30 protein-coding genes are annotated in these 25,212 nt (G+C 41.4%); 3 read left to right on the top strand and 27 right to left on the bottom strand.

All coding sequences use genetic code 11. From position 1 onward, the window contains the following. Positions 1-6: 6 nt before the first annotated feature. The 19 genes from pstA to MK403_RS05675 form a co-directional block, all read right to left on the bottom strand. Positions 7-891 carry a phosphate ABC transporter permease PstA gene (gene pstA / locus MK403_RS05765; RefSeq protein ID WP_000543050.1) on the bottom strand — a complete coding sequence of 295 codons (885 nt, stop codon included), beginning with the start codon at positions 889-891 and terminating at the stop codon, positions 7-9. Beyond that, entirely contained in the window at positions 881-1,798 is a 918-nt protein-coding gene (gene pstC, locus MK403_RS05760) for a phosphate ABC transporter permease subunit PstC (RefSeq protein WP_001070951.1), read from the bottom strand. Before pstC ends, pstA begins: the two co-directional genes overlap by 11 nt. Next, positions 1,798-2,676 carry a phosphate ABC transporter substrate-binding protein PstS gene (locus MK403_RS05755; protein WP_268709240.1) on the bottom strand — a complete coding sequence of 293 codons (879 nt, stop codon included), beginning with the start codon at positions 2,674-2,676 and terminating at the stop codon, positions 1,798-1,800. The genes pstC and MK403_RS05755 overlap by 1 nt, the downstream gene beginning before the upstream one ends. Positions 2,677-2,889: 213 nt before the next feature. After that, positions 2,890-4,194 carry an RsmF rRNA methyltransferase first C-terminal domain-containing protein gene (locus MK403_RS05750; RefSeq protein WP_268709239.1) on the bottom strand — a complete coding sequence of 435 codons (1,305 nt, stop codon included), beginning with the start codon at positions 4,192-4,194 and terminating at the stop codon, positions 2,890-2,892. Further along, positions 4,195-4,968, bottom strand: a complete 774-nt coding sequence (locus MK403_RS05745; RefSeq protein WP_268709238.1) for an inositol monophosphatase family protein — start codon at positions 4,966-4,968, stop codon at positions 4,195-4,197. Further along, positions 4,958-5,236 (bottom strand): UPF0223 family protein, encoded by a 279-nt coding sequence (locus tag MK403_RS05740; protein WP_001041968.1) that lies wholly within the window; start codon positions 5,234-5,236, stop codon positions 4,958-4,960. Before MK403_RS05740 ends, MK403_RS05745 begins: the two co-directional genes overlap by 11 nt. After that, positions 5,237-5,638, bottom strand: a complete 402-nt coding sequence (locus MK403_RS05735) for a Spx/MgsR family RNA polymerase-binding regulatory protein (RefSeq protein ID WP_004246303.1) — start codon at positions 5,636-5,638, stop codon at positions 5,237-5,239. A 197-nt stretch (positions 5,639-5,835) separates the two neighbouring features. Then, positions 5,836-6,456 (bottom strand): TIGR01906 family membrane protein, encoded by a 621-nt coding sequence (locus MK403_RS05730; protein WP_268709237.1) that lies wholly within the window; start codon positions 6,454-6,456, stop codon positions 5,836-5,838. After that, positions 6,446-7,219 (bottom strand): TIGR01457 family HAD-type hydrolase, encoded by a 774-nt coding sequence (locus tag MK403_RS05725; RefSeq protein ID WP_268709236.1) that lies wholly within the window; start codon positions 7,217-7,219, stop codon positions 6,446-6,448. The genes MK403_RS05730 and MK403_RS05725 overlap by 11 nt, the downstream gene beginning before the upstream one ends. A gap of 10 nt (positions 7,220-7,229) precedes the next feature. Then, complete coding sequence (locus tag MK403_RS05720; protein ID WP_268709235.1) at positions 7,230-7,967, bottom strand: acyl-[acyl-carrier-protein] thioesterase; 738 nt, start codon at positions 7,965-7,967, stop codon at positions 7,230-7,232. A gap of 4 nt (positions 7,968-7,971) precedes the next feature. Further along, the gene (gene hemW, locus MK403_RS05715; RefSeq protein ID WP_268709234.1) at positions 7,972-9,102 is read right to left on the bottom strand and encodes a radical SAM family heme chaperone HemW; all 1,131 of its coding nucleotides are present in this window, start codon (positions 9,100-9,102) and stop codon (positions 7,972-7,974) included. A 73-nt stretch (positions 9,103-9,175) separates the two neighbouring features. Beyond that, positions 9,176-9,574 carry a YtxH domain-containing protein gene (locus MK403_RS05710; RefSeq protein WP_268709233.1) on the bottom strand — a complete coding sequence of 133 codons (399 nt, stop codon included), beginning with the start codon at positions 9,572-9,574 and terminating at the stop codon, positions 9,176-9,178. Between the two features lie 15 nt (positions 9,575-9,589). Continuing rightward, the gene (locus tag MK403_RS05705; RefSeq protein ID WP_084857729.1) at positions 9,590-9,973 is read right to left on the bottom strand and encodes a DUF948 domain-containing protein; all 384 of its coding nucleotides are present in this window, start codon (positions 9,971-9,973) and stop codon (positions 9,590-9,592) included. Then, positions 9,974-10,762, bottom strand: coding sequence for a prolipoprotein diacylglyceryl transferase (lgt, locus tag MK403_RS05700; RefSeq protein WP_268709232.1), 789 nt, complete (start codon positions 10,760-10,762; stop codon positions 9,974-9,976). It abuts the gene before it with no gap. Beyond that, a complete protein-coding gene (gene hprK / locus MK403_RS05695) occupies positions 10,755-11,690 on the bottom strand; it encodes an HPr(Ser) kinase/phosphatase (RefSeq protein ID WP_268709231.1) in 936 nt (311 codons plus the stop codon). The genes lgt and hprK overlap by 8 nt, the downstream gene beginning before the upstream one ends. 130 nt (positions 11,691-11,820) lie before the next feature. Further along, positions 11,821-11,997 (bottom strand): 30S ribosomal protein S21, encoded by a 177-nt coding sequence (gene rpsU / locus MK403_RS05690; protein WP_000048054.1) that lies wholly within the window; start codon positions 11,995-11,997, stop codon positions 11,821-11,823. A 156-nt stretch (positions 11,998-12,153) separates the two neighbouring features. Further along, positions 12,154-12,777 carry a Type 1 glutamine amidotransferase-like domain-containing protein gene (locus tag MK403_RS05685; RefSeq protein WP_268709230.1) on the bottom strand — a complete coding sequence of 208 codons (624 nt, stop codon included), beginning with the start codon at positions 12,775-12,777 and terminating at the stop codon, positions 12,154-12,156. 13 nt (positions 12,778-12,790) lie between these two features. Next, positions 12,791-13,408: a class I SAM-dependent methyltransferase gene (locus MK403_RS05680; protein WP_268709229.1), complete on the bottom strand. Its 618-nt coding sequence runs from the start codon at positions 13,406-13,408 to the stop codon at positions 12,791-12,793. 104 nt (positions 13,409-13,512) lie between these two features. Then, the gene (locus MK403_RS05675) at positions 13,513-14,220 is read right to left on the bottom strand and encodes a glucosamine-6-phosphate deaminase (protein WP_268709228.1); all 708 of its coding nucleotides are present in this window, start codon (positions 14,218-14,220) and stop codon (positions 13,513-13,515) included. A 147-nt stretch (positions 14,221-14,367) separates the two neighbouring features. On the opposite strand from MK403_RS05675, the gene queA reads away from it, so the two are divergent. Next, positions 14,368-15,396 (top strand): tRNA preQ1(34) S-adenosylmethionine ribosyltransferase-isomerase QueA, encoded by a 1,029-nt coding sequence (gene queA / locus MK403_RS05670; RefSeq protein WP_268709548.1) that lies wholly within the window; start codon positions 14,368-14,370, stop codon positions 15,394-15,396. A gap of 61 nt (positions 15,397-15,457) precedes the next feature. On the opposite strand, the gene MK403_RS05665 is transcribed toward queA, so the two are convergent. From MK403_RS05665 to MK403_RS05635, 7 genes are all read right to left on the bottom strand, one after another. Beyond that, positions 15,458-16,165: a B3/B4 domain-containing protein gene (locus tag MK403_RS05665; RefSeq protein ID WP_268709227.1), complete on the bottom strand. Its 708-nt coding sequence runs from the start codon at positions 16,163-16,165 to the stop codon at positions 15,458-15,460. A 13-nt stretch (positions 16,166-16,178) separates the two neighbouring features. Continuing rightward, the gene (locus tag MK403_RS05660; protein WP_061417117.1) at positions 16,179-16,631 is read right to left on the bottom strand and encodes a MarR family winged helix-turn-helix transcriptional regulator; all 453 of its coding nucleotides are present in this window, start codon (positions 16,629-16,631) and stop codon (positions 16,179-16,181) included. An 87-nt stretch (positions 16,632-16,718) separates the two neighbouring features. Then, positions 16,719-17,603: a YihY/virulence factor BrkB family protein gene (locus tag MK403_RS05655; protein ID WP_268709226.1), complete on the bottom strand. Its 885-nt coding sequence runs from the start codon at positions 17,601-17,603 to the stop codon at positions 16,719-16,721. A 35-nt stretch (positions 17,604-17,638) separates the two neighbouring features. Next, on the bottom strand, positions 17,639-19,693 hold the full coding sequence (locus MK403_RS05650) for a cation:proton antiporter domain-containing protein (RefSeq protein WP_268709225.1): 2,055 nt from the start codon (positions 19,691-19,693) through the stop codon (positions 17,639-17,641). 11 nt (positions 19,694-19,704) lie between these two features. Further along, positions 19,705-19,959, bottom strand: coding sequence for a hypothetical protein (locus MK403_RS05645; RefSeq protein WP_000361095.1), 255 nt, complete (start codon positions 19,957-19,959; stop codon positions 19,705-19,707). Then, positions 19,952-20,509, bottom strand: coding sequence for a tRNA (mnm(5)s(2)U34)-methyltransferase (locus MK403_RS05640; RefSeq protein ID WP_268709224.1), 558 nt, complete (start codon positions 20,507-20,509; stop codon positions 19,952-19,954). The genes MK403_RS05645 and MK403_RS05640 overlap by 8 nt, the downstream gene beginning before the upstream one ends. Continuing rightward, the gene (locus MK403_RS05635) at positions 20,493-21,449 is read right to left on the bottom strand and encodes a TIGR01212 family radical SAM protein (RefSeq protein WP_268709223.1); all 957 of its coding nucleotides are present in this window, start codon (positions 21,447-21,449) and stop codon (positions 20,493-20,495) included. Before MK403_RS05635 ends, MK403_RS05640 begins: the two co-directional genes overlap by 17 nt. Before the next feature lie 91 nt (positions 21,450-21,540). On the opposite strand from MK403_RS05635, the gene MK403_RS05630 reads away from it, so the two are divergent. Then, positions 21,541-21,906 (top strand): DUF3397 domain-containing protein, encoded by a 366-nt coding sequence (locus MK403_RS05630; protein WP_093585786.1) that lies wholly within the window; start codon positions 21,541-21,543, stop codon positions 21,904-21,906. 110 nt (positions 21,907-22,016) lie between these two features. Here the strand turns inward: MK403_RS05630 and MK403_RS05625 are convergent, their stop codons facing one another. After that, complete coding sequence (locus tag MK403_RS05625) at positions 22,017-23,639, bottom strand: putative polysaccharide biosynthesis protein (protein WP_268709222.1); 1,623 nt, start codon at positions 23,637-23,639, stop codon at positions 22,017-22,019. Between the two features lie 105 nt (positions 23,640-23,744). On the opposite strand from MK403_RS05625, the gene MK403_RS05620 reads away from it, so the two are divergent. Further along, complete coding sequence (locus MK403_RS05620) at positions 23,745-25,190, top strand: UDP-N-acetylmuramoyl-L-alanyl-D-glutamate--L-lysine ligase (RefSeq protein WP_268709221.1); 1,446 nt, start codon at positions 23,745-23,747, stop codon at positions 25,188-25,190. Positions 25,191-25,212 lie beyond the last annotated feature (22 nt).

The raw sequence follows: 25,212 nt of genomic DNA, 5'->3' as shown, positions 1-25,212 counted from the left end.
TCTCCTTTAGGCAGCGGTTAATTTCTTGTGTAAATAGCTTCCGAGTTTGCGAGCTCCAAAGTTAAAAATCAAGATAAAGATGAGGAGCACGGCGGCAGAACCAGCAGATACAATGGTAGCATCAGGAATGGTTCCTTCGCTGTTGACCTTCCAAATGTGGACAGCCAAGGTTTCTGCTTGACGGAAGATTGAGATAGGACTGGTAACACTGAGAATATTCCAGTTAGACCAGTCAAGAGCTGGAGCGGATTGTCCTGCCGTATAGATAAGAGCGGCGGCCTCACCAAAGATACGTCCAGATGCCAAGACAACACCCGTTACGATACCTGGAAGGGCTTCTGGAATGACGACATGGACTACAGTCTCCCAACGAGAAATTCCAAGAGCCAAACCAGCCTCACGTTGCGTATGGTGAACGTGTTTTAAACTGTCCTCAACATTTCGAGTCATCTGAGGGAGGTTAAAGACCGTCAAGGCCAAGGCACCTGAAATGATTGAAAATCCATACTCAAACTGGACTACAAAGATCAAGTAACCAAAGAGACCCACAACGACTGATGGTAGAGAAGACAAAATCTCAATACAGGTACGAATAAAATTGGTCACAGGTCCTTTTTTTGCATACTCAGCGAGAAAAACGCCAGCTCCCATAGACAGGGGAACAGAAATAATCAAAGTAATGACCAAAAGGAAGAAGGAATTATAGAGCTGAATCCCAATCCCCCCACCTGCTTGATAAGAGGAGGATTTCCCAGTCAAGAAAGACCAAGAGATATGCGGTAACCCTCTCACCAAGATATAGAGAATCAAAGATGCCAAAATGGCCACGATGATACCCGCGATGGTATAGAGGACAGCTGTTGCAAGTTTATCTAATTTCTTAGCGTGCATAGTTTTTCTTTCCTCTTTCTTTCGTAATCAATTTAATCACACTGTTAAAGGCCAAACTCATCAAGAGCAAGACTAAAGCCAGTGACCAGAGAACGTTATTATCAACCGTTCCCATGACGGTATTTCCGATACCCATAGTCAATACAGATGTCAAAGTCGCAGCTGGTGTTGTTAACGAGGTTGGGATAACTGCTGAGTTTCCGACCACCATCTGAATAGCAAGGGCTTCACCGAAGGCACGCGCCATCCCAAAGACCACTGCAGTGAAAATACCTGAACGTGCTGCTTTCAAGGTCACACGCCAGATGGTTTGCCAACGAGTGGCTCCCATAGCCAAACTAGCTTCACGGTAATGACGAGGAACAGCACGCAAGCTGTCTGTTGTCATAAAGGTTACAGTTGGTAGGATCATGACAAAGAGAACGAAAATCCCTGACAAGATCCCAAAACCAGTTCCACCAAAGACGCTACGGACAAAAGGCACCACAACTTGCAAACCTATAAATCCATAGACGACTGAAGGAATCCCGACGAGGAGTTCAATGGCCGGTTGCAAGATTTTTGCACCCTTTGGTGATACTTCTGTCATAAAGACTGCAGCTCCGATGGCGAAGGGAGTTGCGATGAGGGCTGATAAAATCGTCACAATAAAGGAACCCAAAATCATCGGAAGGGCACCAAATTGTTTCCCTGAAGGATTCCAAGTTTGTCCAAAGAGGAAATCAAATATATTCACTCCATTGACAAAGAAGGTTGATAAGCCTTTTTGGGCTACAAAAATCAAAATCATCGCCACAATGATAACAATCAAAGAAAGGCAAGTGAAGGTCAATCCTTTACCAAACTTCTCAAGGCGAGAGTTCTTTGAAGGAGAGAGTAATTTTTTTGATAATTCTTCTTGATTCATTATTGACCTCCTTCTACTGCTGTAACGGTACCCGAAGCATCCTTTTGGACTTTCATTTCATTGATAGAGATATAGCCCATTCCCTTAACAATCCCATTTTGGGCTTCATCTGAGAGGACGAAGTTCAGGAATTCAGCAGCTAACTCATTAGGCTGACCAAGTGTGTACATATGTTCATAAGACCACAAAGGCCAACTATTAGTCGTTACATTCTCAGATGTAGGTTCATACCCATTCAGTTTCATGCTTTTCACGGAATCATCTACATAGGCAAAGGCTAGATAAGAAATGGCTCCAGGAGTTTGGGATACAATGGACTTGACCATCCCGTTAGAATCCTGTTCTTGGCTCTGCATTGCCGATTGGCCATTCATAACGACCGTATCAAACGTCGCTCGTGAACCAGAACTTGCTGCTCGGTTGATGATCGAAATTGCCAGGTCTTTACCCCCAACTTCTTTCCAGTTGGTCACTTCACCTGTAAAGATTTGGCGAAGTTGCTCGGTTGTGAGATTTTCAACATCCACTTCCTTGTTTACAATCACTGCAAGACCAGCCACTGCAACCTTGTGGTCTACTAGAGCTGAAGCATCGATTCCTTCTTTTTCCTCTGCAAAGACGTCAGAGTTCCCGATGTCAACTGCTCCAGACTGGACTTGGGAAAGTCCTGTACCCGATCCTCCACCTTGAACATTGACTGTTTTTCCGATGTTTCTAGAACCAAATTCATCTGCTGCCGCTTCGACAAGAGGCTGAAGAGCAGTTGAACCAACGGCTGTCATGGATTCTCCACGATCAATCCAGCTAGCACATCCTGCTAGAGAACCTGCCATCAAAAGAGCTACAAGAGACATGACGAGCTTTTTTCTTTTTTTCACTGTTTTTCTCCTTGAACATAATGATGAATGCTCTGATTTCTTTCTGTTCCTATCATATCAATCAGTGATGATAAGATTTGGTTTACGATTTATAGGCTGGAAGCCCCATTGAGGAGCAGTCAGTTCATCACATAATATAAGTAAAAATGAAAGACTATCAGAAAAAACTCATACTTCCAATATAACATAGAATAGATTCTTTGACTAGCTTTTTCACTTGAATCTGAGCCCTTTTGGATAATAATTTTTCAAAACATTTCCCGTTACCTTGGCAAAGCCTAATCCGTTTCCTTGAACCACAACTTGATACCAGCCATTTGATAGACTTTCAGCTAGCTGAACTGTCTCCCCAGCCACATATTTGACAAAATTCTCATCCTTGATTTCGACTGTTTGCAAAACTTGACTTGGTTTTAAGGCTAATCCCAGAGCAAAGCTTGGTTCGAAACGTTTCTTCTTAAAAGTACCCAGATGAAGTCCATTTCGGGCAATTTTGAGTTTCCCTAGATCAGGTAGCATCTCTGGCAAGAGATAAAGTTGGTCTCCAAAAGTCTGCAAGATACCAGTTAAGGACGTTTTGAGATGTTTTTGGGCAAATTCTTGCCACAAGTTCTGCTGTTCACTACTGAGATTGCTCTTGCTAGCCTTGAATTTAGGTGCTGGATTTTGTCCCTTAAACTGCAGGTGGGCAACAAACTGGCCTTCTCCCTTGAAATGATGAGGATACATCCGAGCCGTTTCAGGAAGATCAATTCCTGCTACCATGCCATTCACATGCTCGACTGGAAGCAGTTCAAAATCATAGGTATCCAGCAACCAGTGGACGATTTCTTCATTTTCCTCAGGTGCCCAAGTACAGGTCGAATAGACCAAACGGCCACCTTCTGCAAGCATGGTCACTGCATCTTCTAAAATTTCTCTTTGGAGACTGGCACATTGGCTAGGATAATCGGTACTCCAATAGTCCATGGCATCTGGTTGTTTACGGAACATCCCTTCACCCGAACAAGGTGCATCAAGGACAATCACATCAAAATAACCTTTAAAGACCTTGGCTAAGCGATCAGCAGATTCATTGGTCACGACAACATTTGTCGCTCCAAATCGCTCCATATTTTCCACTAAAATTTTAGCACGCTTGCTTGAAATTTCGTTGGAAACAAGAACTCCTTGATTAGCCAGATAAGCTGCTAGTTGAGTGGATTTTCCACCTGGTGCTGCCGCCAAGTCCAAGACCTTCATACCAGGACTTGGTTGAGCTACCTGGGCCACCATTTGGGCTGCAGGCTCTTGCGAATAAACGAAACCGGTCACGTGCTCTGGAGATTTCCCAGAAACTTTACCATAATACCCCCAAGGTGTATGGAGAATGGCATCAGCAAACGATAGCTGACTTTCTTTTAAGGGATTGACCCGAAAAGCTGATACCGCTTCCTGTTTAAAAGAGGCAAGAAAATCTCTTGCCTCATCTTCTAGTATCGCTTCATATTTTTCAACAAATCCTTCTGGAAATTGCATTTAATTTTCTTTCCTTTCATAAATATAGGACTGAATCTCATCTTGCATCTCGATTGGCACCATCATGACAGGCTGACGCGTTTTAAAATCAGCGGGCTCACCTGATACCGTAAGAAGGCGATAACCCAGACTTTCTCCTAAAATACTGGCCGCAGCGTAATCCCATGGCTGCAAGTAGGTAATATAAGTCAGAAGGCGACCCGATAAAACCTTGGCAAAACTAATGGCCGCACTACCATAGACACGGACTCCCAACGCTGCTCGGCCCAAATCTGCCAAGCCCCACTCATTGGTTTCAAACATAGCTGAGTTACCAGCCACTAAAAATTCTCTAAGAGGTTTCTTTTTAAAAGTCAGTAAGGGCTCGTTATTACGATAAGGAGGAAAAGCACCACCACCATGGTAACAATCCCCTTTCATGACATCATAAATGATACCAAATTTCCCAACCCCATTTTCAAAATAGGCCAACATAACTGCAAAATCTTCCTGCTGGGCAACAAAATTATTGGTACCGTCAATGGGATCAATCACCCAAACGGAACCTTGACCGACTGCAGCACGTAAACAGCCCTCTTCCGCGCAAATCAAGTCTTCTGGATAAGATGCCAAAATTCTCTGAACTAAGAGATCCTGAACCTCCTTATCCAAACGCGTCACCAAGTCTGTAGGGGAAGACTTTCGCTCAACCTGCAAATCTTCTTGCATGTGAGCCAAAATGTACTCAGCAGCTTCCTGCACAATCTGCTTGGCAAATTCAAATTTAGTTTCCAAGAGAAATCTTCCCTTCTCTTTTTTCTTTTGCTAATTGAACTGCATGATAGAAGGAATAACCGCTAGCCGTCTCAAATTCGCGACCTAGGCGCTTTTCTTCACTTTTGCTCGGAACGACAGACTTAAATTCCTTGTAAGACTCTAGCAGTTTTTTTGCTTCTACCTTATCTTCATAGGCAGCTTCAACATCATTAAAAAAAGAAAGCACTGAAGCAAGTTCTTCAGTGCTCCACGACAAATCTAGTGGGTAACTATACTGTTTGTTCATCTATCCTATACCAGCTCTCAATGTTGCTTCTTTCAATTCTTGTTTACGGTAACTACGAGGGAGAAAAGCACGAATCTCATCTTCATTAAAACCGATCTGCATGCGTTTGGTATCAATAATAATTGGGCGACGCAAAAGACTAGGATATTGCTCAATCAACTGAAGCAACTCCGATACCGAAATACTCTCTACATCAATATCCAATTTTTGAAAAATTTTTGAACGAGTTGAAATGATGTCATCAGTACCATTTTCGGTCAAGGAAAGAATGTGTTGCAATTCTTTTCTTGTTAAAGGACTGGTCATAATGTTATGCTCCTCAAAAGGAACTTTATGCGTCTCTAACCAGGCCTTTGCCTTACGACATGATGTACAGCTCGGTGATAAAAATAGTGTAATCATGCTTTTCTCTTCTTTATCTATACTTTTCTATTCTTATTATACAAAAAAATAAAGCGCTTGACTAGCAATTTCTAGAAAAAAGCATATTTTTTTCTAGAAAAATAGACTGTATGCGAACGAATTACTCAATTCCAATGAAGTTAATTCACTCCTCGTAAGAATTTTTAACTTCATCACTGTTTTATCAATGCAACACATTAAAGTATTCTACGACTTTTCAAATAAAGAAAACCAAAGAAACTTTCATAGAGTCCAAAGAAGAGAAGGAAAGCATGGAGGAAGAAGGCCTCTGGTAAAATCAAAATAACGGGATCCTTTGCGGGATCAAAAAGCCAGGTATCATCTCCCACAAAGAGAATCTGATGGAAGAGAGTAAAAAATTGCTCAAAACCAATCAACACTCCTACAAGCCCAATGACCAGAGGCAATAGCACTAAAGTCAGAATACTTTTACGATATAGAGGTAGAAATCCTTTTTTCACAATCTTTCTAACAAAGAAATAGAAACTTGGTAATGTCACTAGGGCAACTAGCTGAACCAAGTGGAAGAGATTCTTCACCACCGCAAAATGGTGTAAACCTGCAGCTGATGAACGAAAATCTGGCATCTCTAAGATCTGACTAAAGGGATTGGTCAGGTAATTCATCAAAATATGAAAGTTGTACTGAATGGTTTCGGGCTTTAGATAGACTCGATCCGCTAAGTTCAGCCACTGAATTTCCATGGGATAGAAAACCCATGCCAGATAAATGGTTAAGAGAATAGACAGGGAGAGGAGAAAGAGCATACTTCCCCAAAAAGTCAGTTTAGTTTTCATCAAAATTCCACTCCGCAAGGCTAGAAACTACATGAGTTGGTGCGATTGGCAGGTCCGCTACTTCTTCTGCCTTGGTAAAACCTGTCGTCACCAAGAGCGTTGGAATACCATTGTCAATTCCTGCTCGGATATCTGTCAGGTAGTTGTCCCCAACCATGAGCAACTCTTCTCTTTTCAAACCTAGGTGCTCAACCGCCTTGTCCATAATGATAGCATTTGGTTTTCCGATATAAACTGGTTTTACCCGAGTTGCTGCTTCAAGAAGGGTTATCAGTGAACCAGCACCAGGTAAAAGACCACGTTCCGTCGGGATATTGAGGTCAGGGTTGGTTCCGATAAAATGAGCACCCTTTTGAATGGCTAGAGTTGCTGTCACAAATTTTTCATAATCGACTTGCCAGTCCAGTCCAACTACCACATAGGCTGGATTTTCCTTGTCTTCCACATAACCAGCTGCCTTGATGGCTTCCTTGAGCCCTGCTTCTCCGATGACATAGACTGTCTTTTCCAGTCCCAAGTCGTTCATATAGTCGATGGTTGCCAAGGTTGCTGTATAGACAGTTGAAAGAGGCGTGTCGATATTAAAATTCTGAGCCAACATCTCTTGAACGCTCTCAGGAGTACGAGTTGTATTGTTGGTTACAAAGAGATAAGGAATTTCTCGCTTTTGCAATTCATGAACAAAAGCCTCACCTGCCGGAATTCGATCTTTTCCCTTGTAAATAGTCCCGTCTAAATCAATTAAATAACCTTTATAAGACATATCGTCCTTTCTAATTGCCTTCAATTTCTTGCCACGTAATCATAGCTTGAGCATTGATCTCGCCATCACTGATAATCTCATGCTTGCTTTCTAATCCCTTGAGTTCATAAGCTGAAGCAATCATGCCACCTGGTCGCACTTCTTTGACATATTTGAGATTGATTTTCTTTGGAATATACTTGGTTAGAAAATTTGCTCCCATGACCTCAAAAATCCAATCCAGATATTTGCTATTATTAACATGACCATTCATATCCAAGTCGTAAAAACGAACATGGTAGTCTTTACTGATCGGGTCTTCTAGGTTAGCATACTTTGGCCCACGGATGAGTTTTTTATCAAACTCAGACTGATAAGGCGCAACAATCTCAGGTTCGACAGCATGAACTTTACGACTATCTCTGTTCATAAGAACAAAAGTTGCTACCATGCGAATGATTTCTTGACCTGCTTCATCATAAATAGTGAAACGGCGGTAGCAAAAAAGACGATTGTAAGTCAATGCTTCTGTTTCAATCGTAATCTCTTCAGCAAAGCGAGGCAAGCGAACCACGTCAATCGCATAGTCTGTAATAATCCAGACTAGATTGTAGCGCTCCAACACGTCCTTGTCGCTAACTCCCAGTTCAATCGACTGCATACCTGATACTTGCAAGGACAGCAAAATCACATCTGGAAGTTTGATATGACCGTTCATGTCCGCCATATCAAAAGGAATTTTCATTTTCATTTGATAAGTTAAGCCCATTGTTCTACTCCAAAATAAATCGTTCTGCTACAGTGTCTCCCAAGAAGAGACCCCTCTTTGTCATTCGGACACGATCACCGTCAATCTGCATGAGACCTTGCTGAACCAAATCCCTGACGATTTCTCCATAAAGTCCATCAAAGGACCGTCCGAATTTTTCCTCAAATCGTGCCATAGAAACCCCGGATTTTTTCCGGAGGCCTAGGAACATTTCTTCTTCCATCTGCTCCCTTTGACTCAGGTGTTCTTCTGTTATCCGAGCATTCCCTGCCTCTACCGCATTGAGATAGTGGCGAATCGGACCATGATTTTTATAGCGCACTCCATTGACATAACCTGAAGCACCTGCACCGATACCATAATACTCAGCATTGTCCCAGTACATGAGATTGTGGCGACTTTCAAATCCAGGCTTGCAGAAATTGGAAATCTCATAATGCTCAAAGTCAGCTCGCTCAAGCTCTGCGATGATGTACTCAAACATCTCAGCTTCTAACTCTTCCTTGGGCAGAGGCAACTTCCCACGTCGCATGCGGTTCATAAAGACCGTATGATTTTCCAAAATCAAGCTATAAAGGCTCATATGAGGAATATCAAGCGAGATAGCCTTAGCTACATTGTCCTTGACCTGAGCCATAGTTTGACCAGGTAGAGCGTAAATCAAATCGATGGAAATATTGTCAAAACCGGCCAGTTTGAGGCGGTCGATATTTTCATAAATATCCTTCTCCAAGTGACTGCGCCCAATCTTTTTCAGCATTTTGTCATCAAAAGTCTGCACACCCAAGGAAACACGATTGACTGGCGACTGTTTCAAAACCGCAATTTTATCCGCGTCCAAGTCTCCTGGATTTGCTTCAATCGTCAACTCTTCCAAGACAGAAAAATCTAGGTTTTTAGTCAAGCCATCCAAGAGCACCTCTAATTGCGAAGCGGACAAAGCCGTTGGCGTTCCACCTCCAATATAGAGAGTTGACAACTTTTGGATATCATAAGAACGAAACTCTTCCAGCAGATGCTCCAAATAACTATCTACTGGTTGATTCTTGATAAAAACTTTTGAAAAGTCACAATAATAACAAATCTGAGTGCAAAAGGGAATATGCACATAGGCGGACGTTGGTTTTTTCTGCATAGTACTTATTATACCACAAAGACAGGCTTCCAGATAAAAATCACCATCTCCAAAAACCAGAGATGGTGATACCTTATACTTCAGTAATATCGATGATGATTTCTTCTTGGTCTTCAGCAACGTCTGGAGTTGCTGACTGTTCTTGCCACTGCTCCTTGAGGTTGTTAAAGGTTTCTTTTGACGCTTCTGTCGCTTGTCGAGCACAGTTTTTAGCTTGGTCAAGGACACTATCAAAAGTGATTTCACCAGATTCTACTTGTTCCTTTGTTTTCAGCACAAAATCCCTTGCCTGTTCCTTCACTTCTGTTAGTTTTTCACAAACCCGCTCTCTAGCATATTCTGGATCTTCTCTCAAATTATCTAGAAAATCCTGAGCTTGACTACAAACTTGCTTACCCTTGTCACTGGTTAAGAACAAAGCAAGAGCTGCACCTGAAACCGTTCCTAAAAGGATTGAGGATAGTTTACCCATAAGATTTCTCCTTTTTTATTTTTTGAAAATTTTACTTGCGAAACGAAGAGCTGACAAGCCTGCACCTGTCTTAATGGTCTTTGAACCAGCTGATGAGGCTTTTTTACCCAAGACACGCGCATGTTGATTGAGGTCAGATACTGACTCAGACAAGTCAGCTACAGCAGTAAAGAGTGGATCAATCGTCGCAACTTTGATATTGATATCGTCTGCCAACACATTGACCTTAGCCAACAATTCATTAGTCTGATGCAAGGTAACGTTCACATCTGAGCTCAACGTTTTGATGGTCTTCTCTGTCTCATCAATCATACGACCTGCTTTTTGAATCGTGATTGTCAAATAGACTAAACAGACAATCAAAGCAATCGCAACAAGAATATATGCAACTTCTAACATTTATTTTTCCTCCTCTGTATGATAGAAAGGGGCTTTCTTTCGATTTTGATAAAGTATGATAAAAATACCAAGTCCGATAAGGATAACTGATAACCATTGAGAAACTCGCAAACCAAAGAACATGAGACTATCCGTCCGCATGCCTTCGATGATCATACGACCAAAGCCATACCAAATCAAGTAGAAAGCAGTGATATGACCACGTCTGATTCCCTTTAATTTTCGTCTAAAAATCAGAATCAAAGCAAATCCAATCAGATTCCAAACCGACTCATATAAGAAGGTCGGCTGACGGTAGCTACCATCAATGTACATCTGGTCACGAATGAAGCCCGGCAAATAATCCAAACTATCTACTGCTGCACCGTAGGCTTCTTGGTTAAAGAAGTTCCCCCAGCGCCCTAAACTCTGGGCAACCATGACGCTCGGTGCTGCAATATCTAAGAAATCCCAAGTATTAATCAGCTTTCTATCTGCAAAGATATAAAGGACAATAGCGCCCGCTATCAAACCTCCGTAAATGGCCAAACCACCATTCCAAATGGCGATGATTTCACCTGGATTTTGCAGATAATAATCTAAGCGAAAGAGTACGTAGTATAGTCTAGCACCTAAAATAGCAACTGGAAAAGCAATCAGGATGAAATCCAAAATATCATCTGATAGAATTTTCTTTTTAGGAGCTTCTTTCATGGTAAGGTAGACTGCCAGAACCAAACCAGCTACAATACACAAAGCATACCAACGAATAGCAAAGGGACCAATTTCAAATGCAACTGGATTAATCATCTTTCACCTCATTTTTGGAGATGAGATTAGTCAAGCGTTCTTCAAATAAACGCGTCGCATCAAATCCCATTTCTTTAGCGCGATAGTTCATGGCTACCGCCTCAATAACAACTGAGATATTGCGTCCTGTTTTTACTGGGATGCGGATACGCGGAATCGTCACACCAGAAACTTCGAGTTCTTCGGCATTGTTTCCTAGACGGTCAAAGGTCTTATGGGTATCATAATTTTCCAAGTAAACAGCCAACTGGACTTGTGAGGAATCTTTTACAGCACTTGCTCCGTAGAGACTCATCACGTCAATAATACCCACTCCACGAATCTCAAGTAAATGCTTCAATATTTCAGCGGGCTCTCCCCAAAGGGTCATTTCATCCTTGGCAAAGATATCTACACGGTCATCTGCCACCAAACGGTGTCCCCGTTTCACAAGTTCAAGGCCTGTCTCGCTCTTACCGATACCACTATCCCCTTGGATCAAGACACCCATGCCATAGATGTCCATCAAGACACCATGAACACTCGTACGTTCAGCCAAACGGGAATCAAGGTAGCTAGATAACTCTCCAGATAAACGACTGGTTGATGTTCGACTGGTTAAAATCGCAATCTTACATTCCCTAGCAGCTTTCAACATTTCTTCTGGCACTACCAAGCCACGAGCAACGATGACAGCAGGTGTTTCAGGTAGAAACATTTTCTTCAAAACTTGATAACGGTTATGGGCAGGCATAGCGACCAAATAGGACCACTCCTTCATCCCTAACAGTTGAATCCGTTCTGGAGTATAGTAATCAAAATAGCCCGTCATTTCAAGACCAGGTCTCATAATGTCCGCAGTATTGATTTCCTTTTCAAGCAATTCGCCTTCACCATAGACAATATCTAGTCTGAGCTTTTCAATGACTTCTCTTACTAAAACCGACATAATTTCCTCCTTCAATCGAGTTCTCCCTACTATTATATCAAATTGTAGTTGGAAGTTTCCTTTTTTTGCAGGATTTACAGTATTTATTTAAAAATAAAAAGACTAGATTTCTCTAGCCTTTCATTTCAAATTAGAATTTTTTACGTTTACGAGCTGCTTCTGATTTACGTTTACGTTTTACAGAAGGTTTTTCATAGAATTCACGTTTGCGTGTTTCTTGAAGAGTACCAGCTTTAGTAACCGCACGTTTGAAACGACGAAGTGCATCGTCAAGAGATTCATTCTTACGTACTACTGTTTTAGACATTTTTTTCACTCCCTTCAAGTTCAAGATCTATTCTATTTTACACGTAAAATGAATAAATGTCAAGGGGAAACTGCCAAAACTTATATTATCTTCACTTTTCTTTTTAAAAGGGACAACGTATTAGAATAGATGTCATAATAGCGAAAAAAAATTATTTTAATCCTGTTCAGAAACAACTTTTATTTCTTTATCATTTACAATAACAGCTTGTGAATTGTTCATTCGCATTAAGCTGAGCTGATTTTTATAGGTTTCAAAGGTCTTTTTGCTACTATCAGTAAAAGGCTCCTCACCATAATGTGGAAGGATGTAAAACTCCACTTCATCCAATCCCGCTGTATCCGATAACTCTTTCGCTACCGTCTTGTCGTCCATGAGTTTATTGTAGTCAATATCCTTGGCTGTAATGATAGCCCCTGCTGATTCTCCCACATAGACCAACCCATCTCTTATTTGCTCTTTGATGAGAGATAGGAGTTGTTTTTTCTTTAATTCTTGTAATAAATAAAAGGTATTCCCGCCTGAGATATAAAGAATCTTACTTTGGAAAATTTTTGCCTGTGCAGTTTCTCGATCACAAGAAGCAATATCTAGAACCTTTATCTCAAAGCCTAAATCTATGAATGTTTGCTGAGCCTCATCGATATAGGCAGTATAATCCTCTTTGTTCCCAGCGGTAGGAATAAATAAAACCTTGTTATCTAGATTCTTTTCATTTGCATAATCTCTAAAAAGCTTTTTGACACCAGCAAAGTATGAACATAAAAATAATTGTTTCATGATTGTGCCTCCATTAATGTTTGACAATTTTATAAAGGATCCACGATCCCTTTCTTTGACTAGTTATGAGCTCAAAGCCTACTGATAATAAGAATCGTCTAAATGTTTCTTCGCTTTGAACCTCTGGTAAAAAATAAGATAACTTGTTATATTCACAAGCCAGTAAGAGCATCCCGTCTGATTTGAGTATCCTTCGAAGTTCCATAAAAGAAGCCTCTAGGTCCCGCCAATGAAAATGAGTTTGAAAGGCTGTGATTAAATCAACACTTTCATCAGAAAATCCTGTCTCCCTAACGTCTCTTCGTTCAAAATTTAAATTAGTTATCTCTATCTGTTGGGCTTGAGCTACTGCAGCATCTGAAATATCGATTCCAGTTATAGTACTTTGCGGAAAAGTTTCTTTCAGTAGGATGGTTGAACGGCCATTTCCAACTCCTACATCTAAGATTACAGGGTAAAATGTCCTATCCAGATGACGAATTGCCCATACAAACATGGGGAGATAGGCTCGATTCCACAATTTCATCATTCGTTTTCCTAGAAAGCCCGAAGGGTTCTTTGATTGCTGAATGAGATGAGAAAACAGTAACATTAAAAGTAAAAAACAAATAAAACCGATTATATAAATCAAAGTTCGTGCCTCCCCTGTATAGCTATATTATACCACTTTAGCAGAATAGTGAACATTTGAAGTAAAAAGCCACTCACTCCAAAGAGCAAGTGGTTCTTGTCATTTTACTTTTCAAGCAAGCTGAGTGCTTCAGCATCTGCAATAATAGTCACATCAGGGTGGTTTTGTAGGCTGCTTGCTGGGAGTTTCTCAGTCACTGGACCAGACACTGTTCCAGCGATTGCTTCTGCTTTCGACTCACCGTAAGCAAAGAGAATAATTGACTTGGCATCCAAGATGTTTTTAATTCCCATTGAAATGGCTTGAGTTGGAACGTCTTCAATCTTGTCAAAGAAGCGAGCATTGGCTTCGATTGTGGACTGGTCAAGTTCTACTAGATGCGTTTGACTGTCAAATGGAGTACCAGGCTCATTAAAGCCGATATGTCCATTGCGACCGATTCCCAAGATTTGCAGGTCAACTGGATGGTCAGCCAAAATTTGGTTGTAACGTTCTACCTCAGCTTCAGCATTGTCCTTAATCCCACGGGGTAAGAAGCTTTCTTTAAATGGTTTTTGGTTGAATAAGTGTTCTTGCATAAAATGACGATAAGACTGTGGGTTGTCCCCATCAAGCCCTACATATTCATCAAGGTTGACACTGGTTAGATTTGAAAAATCAAGGTCACTCTCTACGATCTCCTTGTAAAACTCTAGTGGACTGCTTCCTGTCGCAAGTCCTAATGTTTGAGCACCATTGGCCAATTTTTCTCTCAAAATCTCAAAAGCTACTTTTCCACCTTCGACTTGATTTTCAACTTTAATAACTTTCATTTTATATCCTCCATATTTCTATATCCATTATATGGTATAGACCAATTTTTGTCAAGTGAAAACGATTTAATTTCCAAAAAAAGAGCGTCCAAACTTGAAACGTGTTATAATGGATAAGATTAGAAGTTAGAAAGAATGATGAAAAAAATGAATACAGCTGATTTTGATTTCCACTTGCCAGAGGAATTGATTGCCCAAACGCCACTGGAAAAACGAGATGCCTCTAAACTCCTTATCGTCAATCGTGATACGGGAGAATTTCAGGATAAACACTTCCACTCTATTATTGATATGTTGGAACCAGGTGACGCCCTTGTCATGAACGACACCCGTGTTCTCCCAGCCCGCCTCTATGGTCAAAAGGAAGAAACAGGAGGTCATGTGGAGCTTCTCCTGCTCAAAAATACTAGTGGTGATGAGTGGGAAGTCCTAGCTAAACCTGCCAAACGTCTCAAGGTCGGTACTCGCGTCAGCTTTGGAGATGGTCGCCTCAGCGCTGTCATTACGGAAGAATTGACCCACGGCGGCCGCATTGTCCGCTTTGAATACCAAGGAATTTTCCTAGAAGTCTTGGAAAGTCTGGGTGAAATGCCACTACCACCTTATATCCATGAAAAATTGGATGACCGTGAACGTTATCAAACGGTCTACGCTAAAGAAAGTGGTTCTGCTGCTGCACCGACTGCTGGACTGCACTTTACCAAAGAACTGCTAGCAGAAATCCAAGCAAAAGGTGTCCATCTAGTCTATCTCACTCTTCACGTCGGACTCGGAACTTTCCGCCCTGTTTCTGTTGACAATCTAGACGAACACGAAATGCACTCAGAGTTCTACCAACTTTCTGAGGAAGCAGCTGCCACCCTTCGCTCTGTCAAGGAAAATGGAGGTCGTGTTATCGCTGTTGGAACTACTTCGATCCGTACACTGGAAACCATCGGTTCCAAGTTTGATGGGCAAATCCAAGCAGATTCTGGCTGGACCAATATCTTTATCAAGCCTGGTTACGAGTGGAAGGTTGTCGATGCCTTCTCAACCAACTTCCACCTACCCAAATCAACTCTCGTCATGTTGGTTTCTGCCTTTGCAGGTCGTGACTTAGTCTTAGATGCTTACCACCACGCTATTCAAGAACACTACCGTTTCTTCAGTTTCGGTGATGCCATGTTTATCTATTAAAAATAGCTCCGTCATTTCTTTAGGATAGTTTATTCCTAAGAGATGACGGGGCTATTTCTGTTTAAAGTGTAATTTCTGGGGACTCAGAAGTTAAATGAATCAGTTTGCCTTGAACACCAAAGTAGTCCTTTACCAAGTCCTGTAATTCTTCCATGGCAGCCCGAGCACGTCTTGCCTGTTCACCATTGATCGCTTCAATCACTAAGACAGCATCTTTTGTCTCTTCTGTCAGCATGGTTCTCTGCGCCTCTCTCCAGTTGAGACAACGACAAACTGCTCCTTCATCATCGTAATAGATCAGTTCTTCTGGAAGTGCAGGAGCATCGTTTTCAGCTCCTAGTGGAAAGAAAGGTTCTCCTCCCTTGGCCTGACCAAGATGAAGATTGCCTACAATCTTGTTCGCATCCTCGCCACCACAGGGAACCGCATAAGATAGAGAGACACTATTATAGATGTCTACCAAGGGATTGATGGGATTGAACTCTCTTCCCTGACTGACCCGCTTAAGTAGGGCTTCAATCGAAGAACGAGCACCCTTTTTCGTTTTGAACTTGCTGAAAGCCTGACGCCATTCTTGAATGACATCATTCTGAGTAAAATTCTCGTCCGAAATGAAATCCTCAGCTCGTTTAGCTCCCTTATCTAGCAAGGTTTTGAAATAGGGATCCTTGCTTTCATCAACTGTATTATCTAATCCCTTTACTACTAAAACGCTAATCTGTGCTTCTGGAAACAAGCTCCAAAATTCATTTTCAACGATAACTTTCATCTTTCACCTCTTATTATAAATAATTTCTTTTCTGGCCTTTTTTGACCATATCCCAATCACTTGTAATATTTTTTCTAACCCGAATTAGTAGGCTCTCCAGTTCCCTGGCCTCTTCCCTAGAAAATCCTTTTAGGGCAGAATTCTCTGAATAGTGATGTTCAGCAAGGATAAAAGGATAAAGTGCCTCTCCTTTTTCAGTGACAAACCACTCTTTATTTTTCCGATTTGTACTGGTTATTCCTTGTTTTATTAACCCCTTTTCTTCCAGTTTTTTTACTGAACGAGCAACTGTCGAACGGTCAACCTTCAGTAAATCCGACAAGGCTTCTTGAATGATTCCTGGATTCTCCTTGATTCGTACTAAATAAAGATATTGCCCACGAGCTAGTTCAATATCACGAAACTCAATATTAGCAATAGAATCTAGGGCACGGGCTATAACTCCGATTTCGCGTAATAACGACATGTTTCCTCCCCTCGTATCTATGATGATAGAATAGCACATTTTTGTTGCAAATGCAATAAAAACACTTTGAAAACAAAGCGTCTTTCTTTATTCTTCATTTTTTAAAAAGAATGTGTTATCACGAAACTTTGGATCCTTCAAACTCTGTACACTGGCATTGATAACTGCTCCGATAATCAAAATCTTTGCGATGAGAATAAACCAGAACATCATCACTACCACGATAATGGAGCTGAAAAATCGGACATCGACCAGATGGTTGACATAGTTATTGAAATAGACAGAAAAGATATTCAACAGAAAGACAAGCGTCAGCAAAACAAAGATACTGCCAGGAAAAACGTAGCGAATACGAGGGACTCTGACATTTGGAAGGAAATAGTAGAGCATGACCAAGATGGCAAAGAGCAAGGCATAAATCAAAGGGTCTGTAAAGTCTTGTAGACAATCAAAGAAAGGACTGTCTGATTGCCAGTAAGTTTTGAGGAAGTTGAGCAACATACGCCCAAACATACTCAAAAATAAGGCTAGAGCAAAAAGAATTTGCAAGCCAAAGCTGACGAGTAAACTCATCAGTTGATGGGAGATAATTCCTCGGCTCTTAGCCACTCCATAGGCCTTATTAAAAGCTTTTTGGAGGAAATCCATCGATTTCGAGAAGGTCCAAAGGGCAGACAAGACTGCAAAACTCAGCAAACCAGTCGATGGTTGAGTCAGGACTTCTCGGGCAATCTTTGCGACCACATCATAGACCGTATCCGGCACAAATTCCTTGATGGTGAGCAAAAAATTTGAAATCGGAATTTGAAAATAGGGCAAAATATTGACCACTATCATCAACAAGGGGAAGATTGAAATCAACCAATAGTAGGCAACCGCAACACTGGTCAGTTCACTATCGGCAGCTTGATAAAAATGTAAAAAAGCTTTCAACAAGGGCCGTTCCATCAGCTCTTTCCACCACTTTTTCATGTTGCAATCCTCCTAATACAAGTTGATTTTCTAAACTAATTTCTTCTGACTAATTCCATCATATCATAGGGTAGGGTATTTGCAGCTTCTTTTAGAGAATAATTCTCAAGATTGTTGACATTTTGTCGTAATTTTTTGGCATACTTGGTCGTAATCAATTTCTTCTCTTCGTATTCAAAGATTAACTTACGTTCTAGATAGTAACCTCTTAGCATTTCATCGATATTGTTTGGTTTAATACGATTGATAACACGTTCGACAAAGGCACCACTACCGATAATGGCCGTCTCGCGTAGACGAGACTCTTGCATAAAGCTGATCAGACTACTCTTGTAGATTCCTTTTAGGTTTTCCAAACTTTCGATAATCAGCTCCGTATTCTCCAGATAGAGCTCGGATATTTGATCATAATCAAGAGCTCGAAGGCGACGTTGCTCCTTGTCATTCCAACTACGGAAACTTTTGCCAAAGGTAAACATTTCATGGAGTAGAAAGCGCAGTATCCGTAAAGAAACTAGGAAGTAATAAGTCACTCTAGAAGCGAAATTCCGATTGATACTCTGCTCCATGTTTTTTAGGTAACGTTGGTAAACTCGATAGCCACGCTCGCTGATTCTATTTTCTTCGTAGGCTTGCTCCAAACCATCGCTTTCGATACTCAAGATGAGGAGTTTTAAAGCCTCCCAGTCCTCTTGGGCACTTTTGTTTTCTTGACTAAGGATTAGGTTTTCAATTCGACCGTGATAATTATCAATAGCCGCATAAAGGGGAAGTTTATTCTTATGCCCTTCCAGTTCTTTTTCTAATTCTGCTGTGACCTCATTTAAAATCGCAATGTGCATGAGGTAATCCTTTGTTTCTTCTTGTTCCTCGGAAAGGTGGGGAAGAACTAAGAGACCTGTTAGAAAGCTTAATAGCGTGACACCCGCTACTAGAAAAAGTAAAAGGGGATACTCCTGCTCTAGATTGCTTGGTATGAGAAGAATGGTTGCAATAGATACCGTTCCTTTTACACCAGAGAAGGTCAAAAGGAGCATATCCTTCATGTATTTACGGAGACTTTTCTTGAGGCGGCGTGTTCTCCAAACATAGAAGCCATAAATCATAACAAAGCGAATTGCAAAAAGTAAAAGTGTCAGCAAAACAACCGATACTAATAGTAGTAAGGGGTTATAAAGGGGATTGGTCAGGATAGGTTCTGCTATCATTTCCAATTCCATTCCCAAGATGACAAAGACAGAACCATTGAGCATAAAGGTCACGGTATGCCAAACAGTATCTGTAACAGTATCTACCTGAGCTTCGAGGAGTGTGATTTTTTTGAAACGACTGGCCTTCAAAATCCCTGCAACTACAACTGCGATAATCCCTGAAACATGGATTTCTTCAGCGATAAAGAAGGTCATGAGAGGCAAACTCAGTTCAAGCAAGAGTTCACTCGCTATATCTGTCGCTCGCACACTCAGTAAAAATGTATGCAAGAAACGATTGATCATTGCCGTCACAAAACCGACTGCAAAACCACCAAGGATCGAAAGTGCTAGGGAAGTTCCAGCCTGACTGAGGGAAAAAGCGCCTGTTGTCCATGCAGTCAGTGCCACCCGAAAGGCAACCAAGCCAGAAGCATCATTCAAGAGTCCTTCCCCTTTTAGGATATTAGAAACCCGTTTGGGAAAACGAAAACGTTCAGACAGAGATGCAAAGGCAACCAAATCTGTTGGGCCAAGTGCCGCTCCAACTGCTAAACAGGCAGCTAAAGGAAGAGTCATCCAAAGGAAGTGAGCCATGCCCCCCAAACTCAAGGTAGAGATGAAAATTACTGGAAAGATTAAGTAGACAATGATGCGCCAGTGTTTTAAAACAGATGTAATATCGGCTTCTTCTGCCTCTCGGAAAAGTAAGGGGCCAATAACCATGGCCAGAAACAGCTCTGTATTGAGATGAAAGTCCGTATCGGGAACAAATAAGCCAATCCCAATCCCCAAAAGGATTTGCACAAGAGGAAGGGGCAAAAAAGGCAAAAGTTTATTGGTCGTAGTTGAAACGATTAAGACTAATAAAAATAGAATCAGGTAAATTAGTAGTGTCATCTAGACCCTCCTTAGTCTTTTTTACAACAAAATTCAAACATCTCCTTCTGCTCTTGGATCTTCTGATCAATCTTGGAACAGTCTTTGTGCTCAATTTTTTTCTGGCACCGTTCCATTTCAAGAGCCACTAATTTTTTCTTGATTTTGAGCATTTTCTTGCTCATATGTGCTTCGTCGAGCACCCCGACTGCTCGCTCGTGATGCGTTGACTCGACAAAATTTTGGCGCATAGCCTCTAATTTCTCACGAAGGTATTGTTTATCCATGTCTATACCTTTCTAATTTTTCAATCATAACTAAAAACGGTGGATTGTTAACTTGGTTGAGAGTCCGATAAATGGCAACTGTATACTCTTGTTGGTTCAACTGGCTAACAAAGTCCAAAACAGCATCCCTTTCAATGTCTCCTCCCTCATGACCATAGTAAATCATGATGGCAATCCGTCCCCCTTTGACAAGCAAATGACAAAGCTTCTCTAAAGCCTCAATGGTAGTCTGAGGTCGGGTGATGACTGATTTGTCAGCAGAAGGTAAATAACCAAGATTAAAAATCCCTGCCTTAGCTTCTGTCACAAACTGGTCTAGTATCTCATGACCTTTCAAGATTAACTGGGCATTTTTCATTCCAGCCTGATCCAAACGCTCTTGCGTCTTCTCCAAAGCCTGCTCCTGAATATCAAAGGCATAGACTTGCTTGGCTAGCTTGGCTAAAAAAAGCGTATCGTGACCATTGCCCATGGTCGCATCCACTACGATATCATCCTGAGTCACAACCTCAGCCAAAAAACCATGTGCCATCTCAAGTGGTCTTTTCATTTTCAAACTCCTGTTTTACAGACTTGCATCCTTGCACACTTCCACGACGTCGCATCTCCATCTCAATGCTATTGAGGACTTCCCATTTATTGAGGCTCCACATAGGGCCAATCAGCATATCTCTAGGTGCATCTCCCGTGATTCGATGGATGACGATATGCTTGGGAATGATTTCCAGTTGGTCACAAATGACCTTGACATATTCATCCTGACTCATCAGTTGCAAACGTCCTTCGTGGTAATCCCGCTGCATCCGTGTATTGGTCATGAGGTGAAGCAAGTGCAGTTTAATTCCTTGAATATCATTATCCCTAACACAGCGACGGACATTTTCAATCATCATCTCATGAGTCTCACCGGGCAAACCGTTAATCAAATGGGAAACAATCTCAATCTTGGGATATTTCCTCAAGCGTTTTACTGTTTCAACATACAATTCATAAGAATGGGCACGGTTAATCAAGTCAGATGTTGCTTCAAAGGTGGTCTGCAAGCCCAATTCTACCGTCACATGCATGCGATCCGATAACTCAGCCAAATATTCGATGGTTTCATCGGGTAAACAGTCTGGCCGTGTTCCGATATTGATTCCTACTACACCTGGCTCGTTGATAGCCTGCTCGTAACGTTCCCGAATTACCTCTACTTTTTCATGGGTGTTGGTAAAGTTTTGAAAATAAACCAGATACTTTTTAACATCTGGCCACTTACGATGCATAAAGTCAATTTCCTTATAAAATTGATCACGGATAGGGGCATCCGGTGCCACAATGGCATCTCCAGAACCAGAAACCGTACAGAAAGTACAACCACCATGGGCTACAGTTCCATCCCGATTTGGACAGTCAAATCCCGCATCGATAGGAACTTTAAAAGTCTTTTCTCCAAAAAGTTTTCGATAATAATCATTCAAGGTATTATAAGATTTCATAACTTTCATTATAACAAAAAACACCCACAATCTCAAAAGCCTGACTTTCCTACAAATTCCCTTGTTTCCCATTTCCTTTAGCGTTTTTTTATGATACAATATGGGTATGATTTTAATGAAAATAGCAGCTACTTTATTGTTGGTATTAACCCTCGTGGTCTCCATCATTGTAACAAAACTTTTTAAACTGAAAAAACTAGGACTGAACTTTGCGGATTTAGCTTTTCCACTTTTGGTATTTGAGTATTATCTTATCACTGCTAAAGCCTTTACCCACAACTTTCTACCGCGACTCGGCGTAGCACTTTCACTCTTAGCAATCCTCCTTGTAGTCTTTTTCCTTGTCAAAAAACGAAGTTTTTATTATCCTAAATTCATCAAATTCTTCTGGAGAGCAGGTTTTCTCCTGACCTTAGTCCTCTATATCGCTATGATTGTAGAGTTAATCATGCTCACACCCCAATAAATCCCTAGAACAACTGATTCTAGGGATTTTAATTTATGGAAATTTAAATGTCAGCTAACCCAGATACTTAACAAAGAGCCAGCATTCCTTTTATTTATAAATCTATTTTGTTAAGATCGTTTAAATCTTGCTCGTAGGCGGTCTGCTTGAGATTTCCCAATAATCTTATCCAATAGGTGAGTGCCAAGACTCATTAAACCATAGAGTCCTCCCCCGAGACCTCCGATGAGGGCTACATAAAGGAAACTCCAGAAGCGTCCTGTTGGTTGGAAGAAAAATCCTAAAATCCACTGTAGGAAACCAACCAGAATAAACATGACCAGTGTCAAAATGGTAATCAAGATAGTTCTCTTCAAGATAATCTTACGGCGTGCACCCGTTACCTGACAAATATCTCGGTACATCAGAACATTTGGAATGATAAGTCCGATAGTCGTAGAAATCAAGGGACCGTAGCTGTGGAAAATGGCAATAGCTGGTAACTGCAAGACTAGCTTGGCAAGGGAACCATAGACAAAGTAAAGCACTGCCTTGCGATTGCGAAACATGGCCTGAAGCATAGGAGACAAGACCATATACAAGCCTAAAATAGTAGACTGTAAAACCGCAAAGACAAACAAGCCCATGGCCAGACTATCTGGCTTACCATAAAAGACTGTATAGAGAGGCTCACCCACCATGACGACTCCAACCGTTGCTGGTAAGAGAAACATAAAGAGCATGGTCATACTATCTTGAACTAGACGAGCAGCAGCTCTCAAATCACCTTTTACATAATTTTCCGTCAAAAGTGGCAAACCAACACTTCCAATCGAGACACCGACAGAAATCAAAATCATAGTAATTTTATTAGGGTTGGCTGAGAAATAAGAAAACATGACAACCAAGTCTTCATTGCTGTAGTTGGTAAACCACTTCATACTATTGATAAAGGTCATCTGGTCTAAAATCTGGAAGAGCTGGATGGCTGATCCTGTCAGGATAAAGGGAATGGCTTCCTTGATTGTATCAACCAGGAGTCGCTTACTATTGATCTTATCCCGTGTTTCAAAGACTCTTTTGAGTAAACCTTCTTGGGCAAGGAAGTAGATCAAGACTGCAAAACTGGCCATCATCCCCACAAATGCTGCAAAGGTCGATTGGGTAACGGCTGATAAGTAGTCCCCAGAACCCATCTTCATGATAATAAAAGTAGCCAGCAACATCCAGATAACACGGATCACCTGCTCGGCGATTTGGCTCATGGCATAGGGCTTAAGATTGTTCATCCCTTGGAAGAAGCCTCGGATAACACTCATAGATGGGAAAATCAAAACTGCCCAAGCCAAGCTCTGCATGATGGGAATCAGGTCTTTCCCCACACCTGACAAATCTGCTAACCAGGGAGAAAAGAGATACAAGACCAAAGCAAAGACTAAGCCCAAGCCCGTCATAAAGCTTAGGAAACTCCGAATCAAGGCAAAGCTATGCTCTTCTTCTCGCATGGTATTGTACTTAGCCACTTGTTTGGCGACCGCAACAGGTATACCCGCTGTCGAAATCAGCAAGAACCAGGCGTAAATATTGTAGCCCATGGTAAAGAGTCCATTTGCCTTGGCAGCATAGGTCCCCATCCAGATATACCAGGGAATAATGTAGATAGCCCCAAGGAGGCGACTAATAAAGTTGCTAGCTGTTAGCCAAGCAGTCCCTCGCAACATCTGGGCTTGCTGGTGATTGTTTTCGTTAGACATAGCTTCCTCATTCAATTTTGATAACTAGGAAAAGTTCCTTATCTTCCATTATAAACTTTTCCTTGTTACTTGTAAAATTCGGGCTTGAAGTTTATAATAGAAAGTATGATTAAGATTGAAACCGTATTAGATATACTAAAGAAAGATGGCCTTTTTCGTGAGATTATTGACCAAGGTTATTACCACTACAACTACAGTGAAGTTGTTTTTGATAGTATCAGTTACGACAGCCGAAAAGTAAAAGAAGGAACTCTTTTTTTTGCCAAAGGCGCTGCCTTTAAAAAAGAATACCTCCTATCCGCTATAAGTCAAGGCTTAGCTTGGTATGCCGCAGAAAAGGACTACGAAGTTGGTATTCCTGTTATTGTCGTGAGCGATATTAAGAAAGCCATGAGTTTGATTGCTATGAAGTTTTATAGTAATCCACAAGAGAAACTCAAAATTCTCGCCTTCACTGGAACCAAGGGCAAGACAACAGCGGCCTATTTTGCCTATAACATCTTGGCTCAACACCATCGCCCAGCTATGCTGTCTACCATGAATACAACCTTAGATGGTAAGACCTTCTTTAAGTCTGCCCTCACAACTCCTGAGAGCATTGATCTCTTTGATATGATGGCTCAGGCTGTTAAGAATGGTAGAACCCATCTCATCATGGAAGTCTCTAGTCAAGCCTATCTGGTCAAACGCGTCTATGGTCTGACTTTTGATGTAGGAGTGTTCCTCAATATCAGCCCTGATCATATCGGTCCGATTGAGCATCCTAGTTTTGAAGATTACTTCTACCACAAACGTCTCTTGATGAAAAATAGCCGAGCAGTTGTCATTAATAGCGACATGGACCACTTTTCTGTATTGAAAGAACAAGTGGAACACCAAGAACATGATTTCTATGGTAGCCAGTCAAGTAACCAAATCGAGAACTCCAAAGCCTTTAGCTTTTCCGCTACTGGTAAACTCGCTGGTGATTATGATATTCAACTCATCGGCCACTTTAACCAAGAAAATGCAGTTGCTGCAGGACTTGCCTGTCTTCGTCTAGGTGCCAGTCTGGAGGATATCAAAAAAGGAATCGCTGCAACCCGCGTTCCTGGACGTATGGAAGTTCTCACTCAAAAAAATGGTGCCAAGGTCTTCATCGACTACGCCCACAATGGCGATAGTCTGAAAAAACTGATTTCTGTTGTTGAAACCCATCAAACTGGAAAGATTGCTCTGGTTCTCGGTTCGACAGGCAATAAAGGAGAAAGTCGTCGCAAAGACTTTGGCCTCCTCCTCAATCAACATCCTGAGATTCAAGTCTTTCTTACCGCTGATGATCCCAACTATGAAGATCCAATGGCCATTGCAGATGAAATCAGTAGCTATATCAGTCATCCTGTTGAAAAGATTGCCGATCGTGAAGAAGCCATCAAGGCGGCCATGGCCATCACAAATCAAGAACTCGATGCCGTAATTATTGCTGGTAAGGGAGCTGATTGTTACCAGATCGTACAAGGAAAGAAAGAAGACTATCCTGGAGACGCAGCTATCGCAGAACGTTATCTATAAAAAAATCAAGGGAATATTTCCC

Source organism: Streptococcus oralis (assembly GCF_026782285.1).
Taxonomy (GTDB): Bacteria; Bacillota; Bacilli; order Lactobacillales; family Streptococcaceae; genus Streptococcus; species Streptococcus oralis_CG.
Note: the sequence above shows the minus strand (reverse complement) of the source record. Positions and strands in the feature narration are given on the sequence as shown.

Excerpts from the sequence above, each read along its gene's own strand:
- MK403_RS05705 (WP_084857729.1), bottom strand. The coding sequence starts at position 9,973 with ATGTTAGAAGTTGCATATATTCTTGTTGCGATTGCTTTGATTGTCTGT.
- MK403_RS05630 (WP_093585786.1), top strand. The coding sequence starts at position 21,541 with ATGGGTATGATTTTAATGAAAATAGCAGCTACTTTATTGTTGGTATTA.
- MK403_RS05640 (WP_268709224.1), bottom strand. The coding sequence starts at position 20,509 with ATGAAAAGACCACTTGAGATGGCACATGGTTTTTTGGCTGAGGTTGTG.
- MK403_RS05665 (WP_268709227.1), bottom strand. The coding sequence starts at position 16,165 with ATGAAAGTTATCGTTGAAAATGAATTTTGGAGCTTGTTTCCAGAAGCA.
- MK403_RS05750 (WP_268709239.1), bottom strand. The coding sequence starts at position 4,194 with ATGCAATTTCCAGAAGGATTTGTTGAAAAATATGAAGCGATACTAGAA.
- MK403_RS05730 (WP_268709237.1), bottom strand. The coding sequence starts at position 6,456 with ATGAAAACTAAACTGACTTTTTGGGGAAGTATGCTCTTTCTCCTCTCC.
- hemW (WP_268709234.1), bottom strand. The coding sequence starts at position 9,102 with ATGCAGAAAAAACCAACGTCCGCCTATGTGCATATTCCCTTTTGCACT.
- MK403_RS05620 (WP_268709221.1), top strand. The coding sequence starts at position 23,745 with ATGATTAAGATTGAAACCGTATTAGATATACTAAAGAAAGATGGCCTT.
- MK403_RS05685 (WP_268709230.1), bottom strand. The coding sequence starts at position 12,777 with ATGAAACAATTATTTTTATGTTCATACTTTGCTGGTGTCAAAAAGCTT.
- MK403_RS05635 (WP_268709223.1), bottom strand. The coding sequence starts at position 21,449 with ATGAAAGTTATGAAATCTTATAATACCTTGAATGATTATTATCGAAAA.
- MK403_RS05650 (WP_268709225.1), bottom strand. The coding sequence starts at position 19,693 with ATGACACTACTAATTTACCTGATTCTATTTTTATTAGTCTTAATCGTT.
- rpsU (WP_000048054.1), bottom strand. The coding sequence starts at position 11,997 with ATGTCTAAAACAGTAGTACGTAAGAATGAATCTCTTGACGATGCACTT.
- MK403_RS05660 (WP_061417117.1), bottom strand. The coding sequence starts at position 16,631 with ATGTCGTTATTACGCGAAATCGGAGTTATAGCCCGTGCCCTAGATTCT.
- queA (WP_268709548.1), top strand. The coding sequence starts at position 14,368 with ATGAATACAGCTGATTTTGATTTCCACTTGCCAGAGGAATTGATTGCC.
- MK403_RS05625 (WP_268709222.1), bottom strand. The coding sequence starts at position 23,639 with ATGTCTAACGAAAACAATCACCAGCAAGCCCAGATGTTGCGAGGGACT.
- pstC (WP_001070951.1), bottom strand. The coding sequence starts at position 1,798 with ATGAATCAAGAAGAATTATCAAAAAAATTACTCTCTCCTTCAAAGAAC.
- lgt (WP_268709232.1), bottom strand. The coding sequence starts at position 10,762 with ATGATTAATCCAGTTGCATTTGAAATTGGTCCCTTTGCTATTCGTTGG.
- MK403_RS05655 (WP_268709226.1), bottom strand. The coding sequence starts at position 17,603 with ATGAAAAAGTGGTGGAAAGAGCTGATGGAACGGCCCTTGTTGAAAGCT.
- MK403_RS05675 (WP_268709228.1), bottom strand. The coding sequence starts at position 14,220 with ATGAAAGTTATTAAAGTTGAAAATCAAGTCGAAGGTGGAAAAGTAGCT.
- pstA (WP_000543050.1), bottom strand. The coding sequence starts at position 891 with ATGCACGCTAAGAAATTAGATAAACTTGCAACAGCTGTCCTCTATACC.
- MK403_RS05735 (WP_004246303.1), bottom strand. The coding sequence starts at position 5,638 with ATGATTACACTATTTTTATCACCGAGCTGTACATCATGTCGTAAGGCA.
- MK403_RS05725 (WP_268709236.1), bottom strand. The coding sequence starts at position 7,219 with ATGTCTTATAAAGGTTATTTAATTGATTTAGACGGGACTATTTACAAG.
- MK403_RS05740 (WP_001041968.1), bottom strand. The coding sequence starts at position 5,236 with ATGAACAAACAGTATAGTTACCCACTAGATTTGTCGTGGAGCACTGAA.
- MK403_RS05645 (WP_000361095.1), bottom strand. The coding sequence starts at position 19,959 with ATGGATAAACAATACCTTCGTGAGAAATTAGAGGCTATGCGCCAAAAT.
- hprK (WP_268709231.1), bottom strand. The coding sequence starts at position 11,690 with ATGTCGGTTTTAGTAAGAGAAGTCATTGAAAAGCTCAGACTAGATATT.
- MK403_RS05720 (WP_268709235.1), bottom strand. The coding sequence starts at position 7,967 with ATGGGCTTAACTTATCAAATGAAAATGAAAATTCCTTTTGATATGGCG.
- MK403_RS05710 (WP_268709233.1), bottom strand. The coding sequence starts at position 9,574 with ATGGGTAAACTATCCTCAATCCTTTTAGGAACGGTTTCAGGTGCAGCT.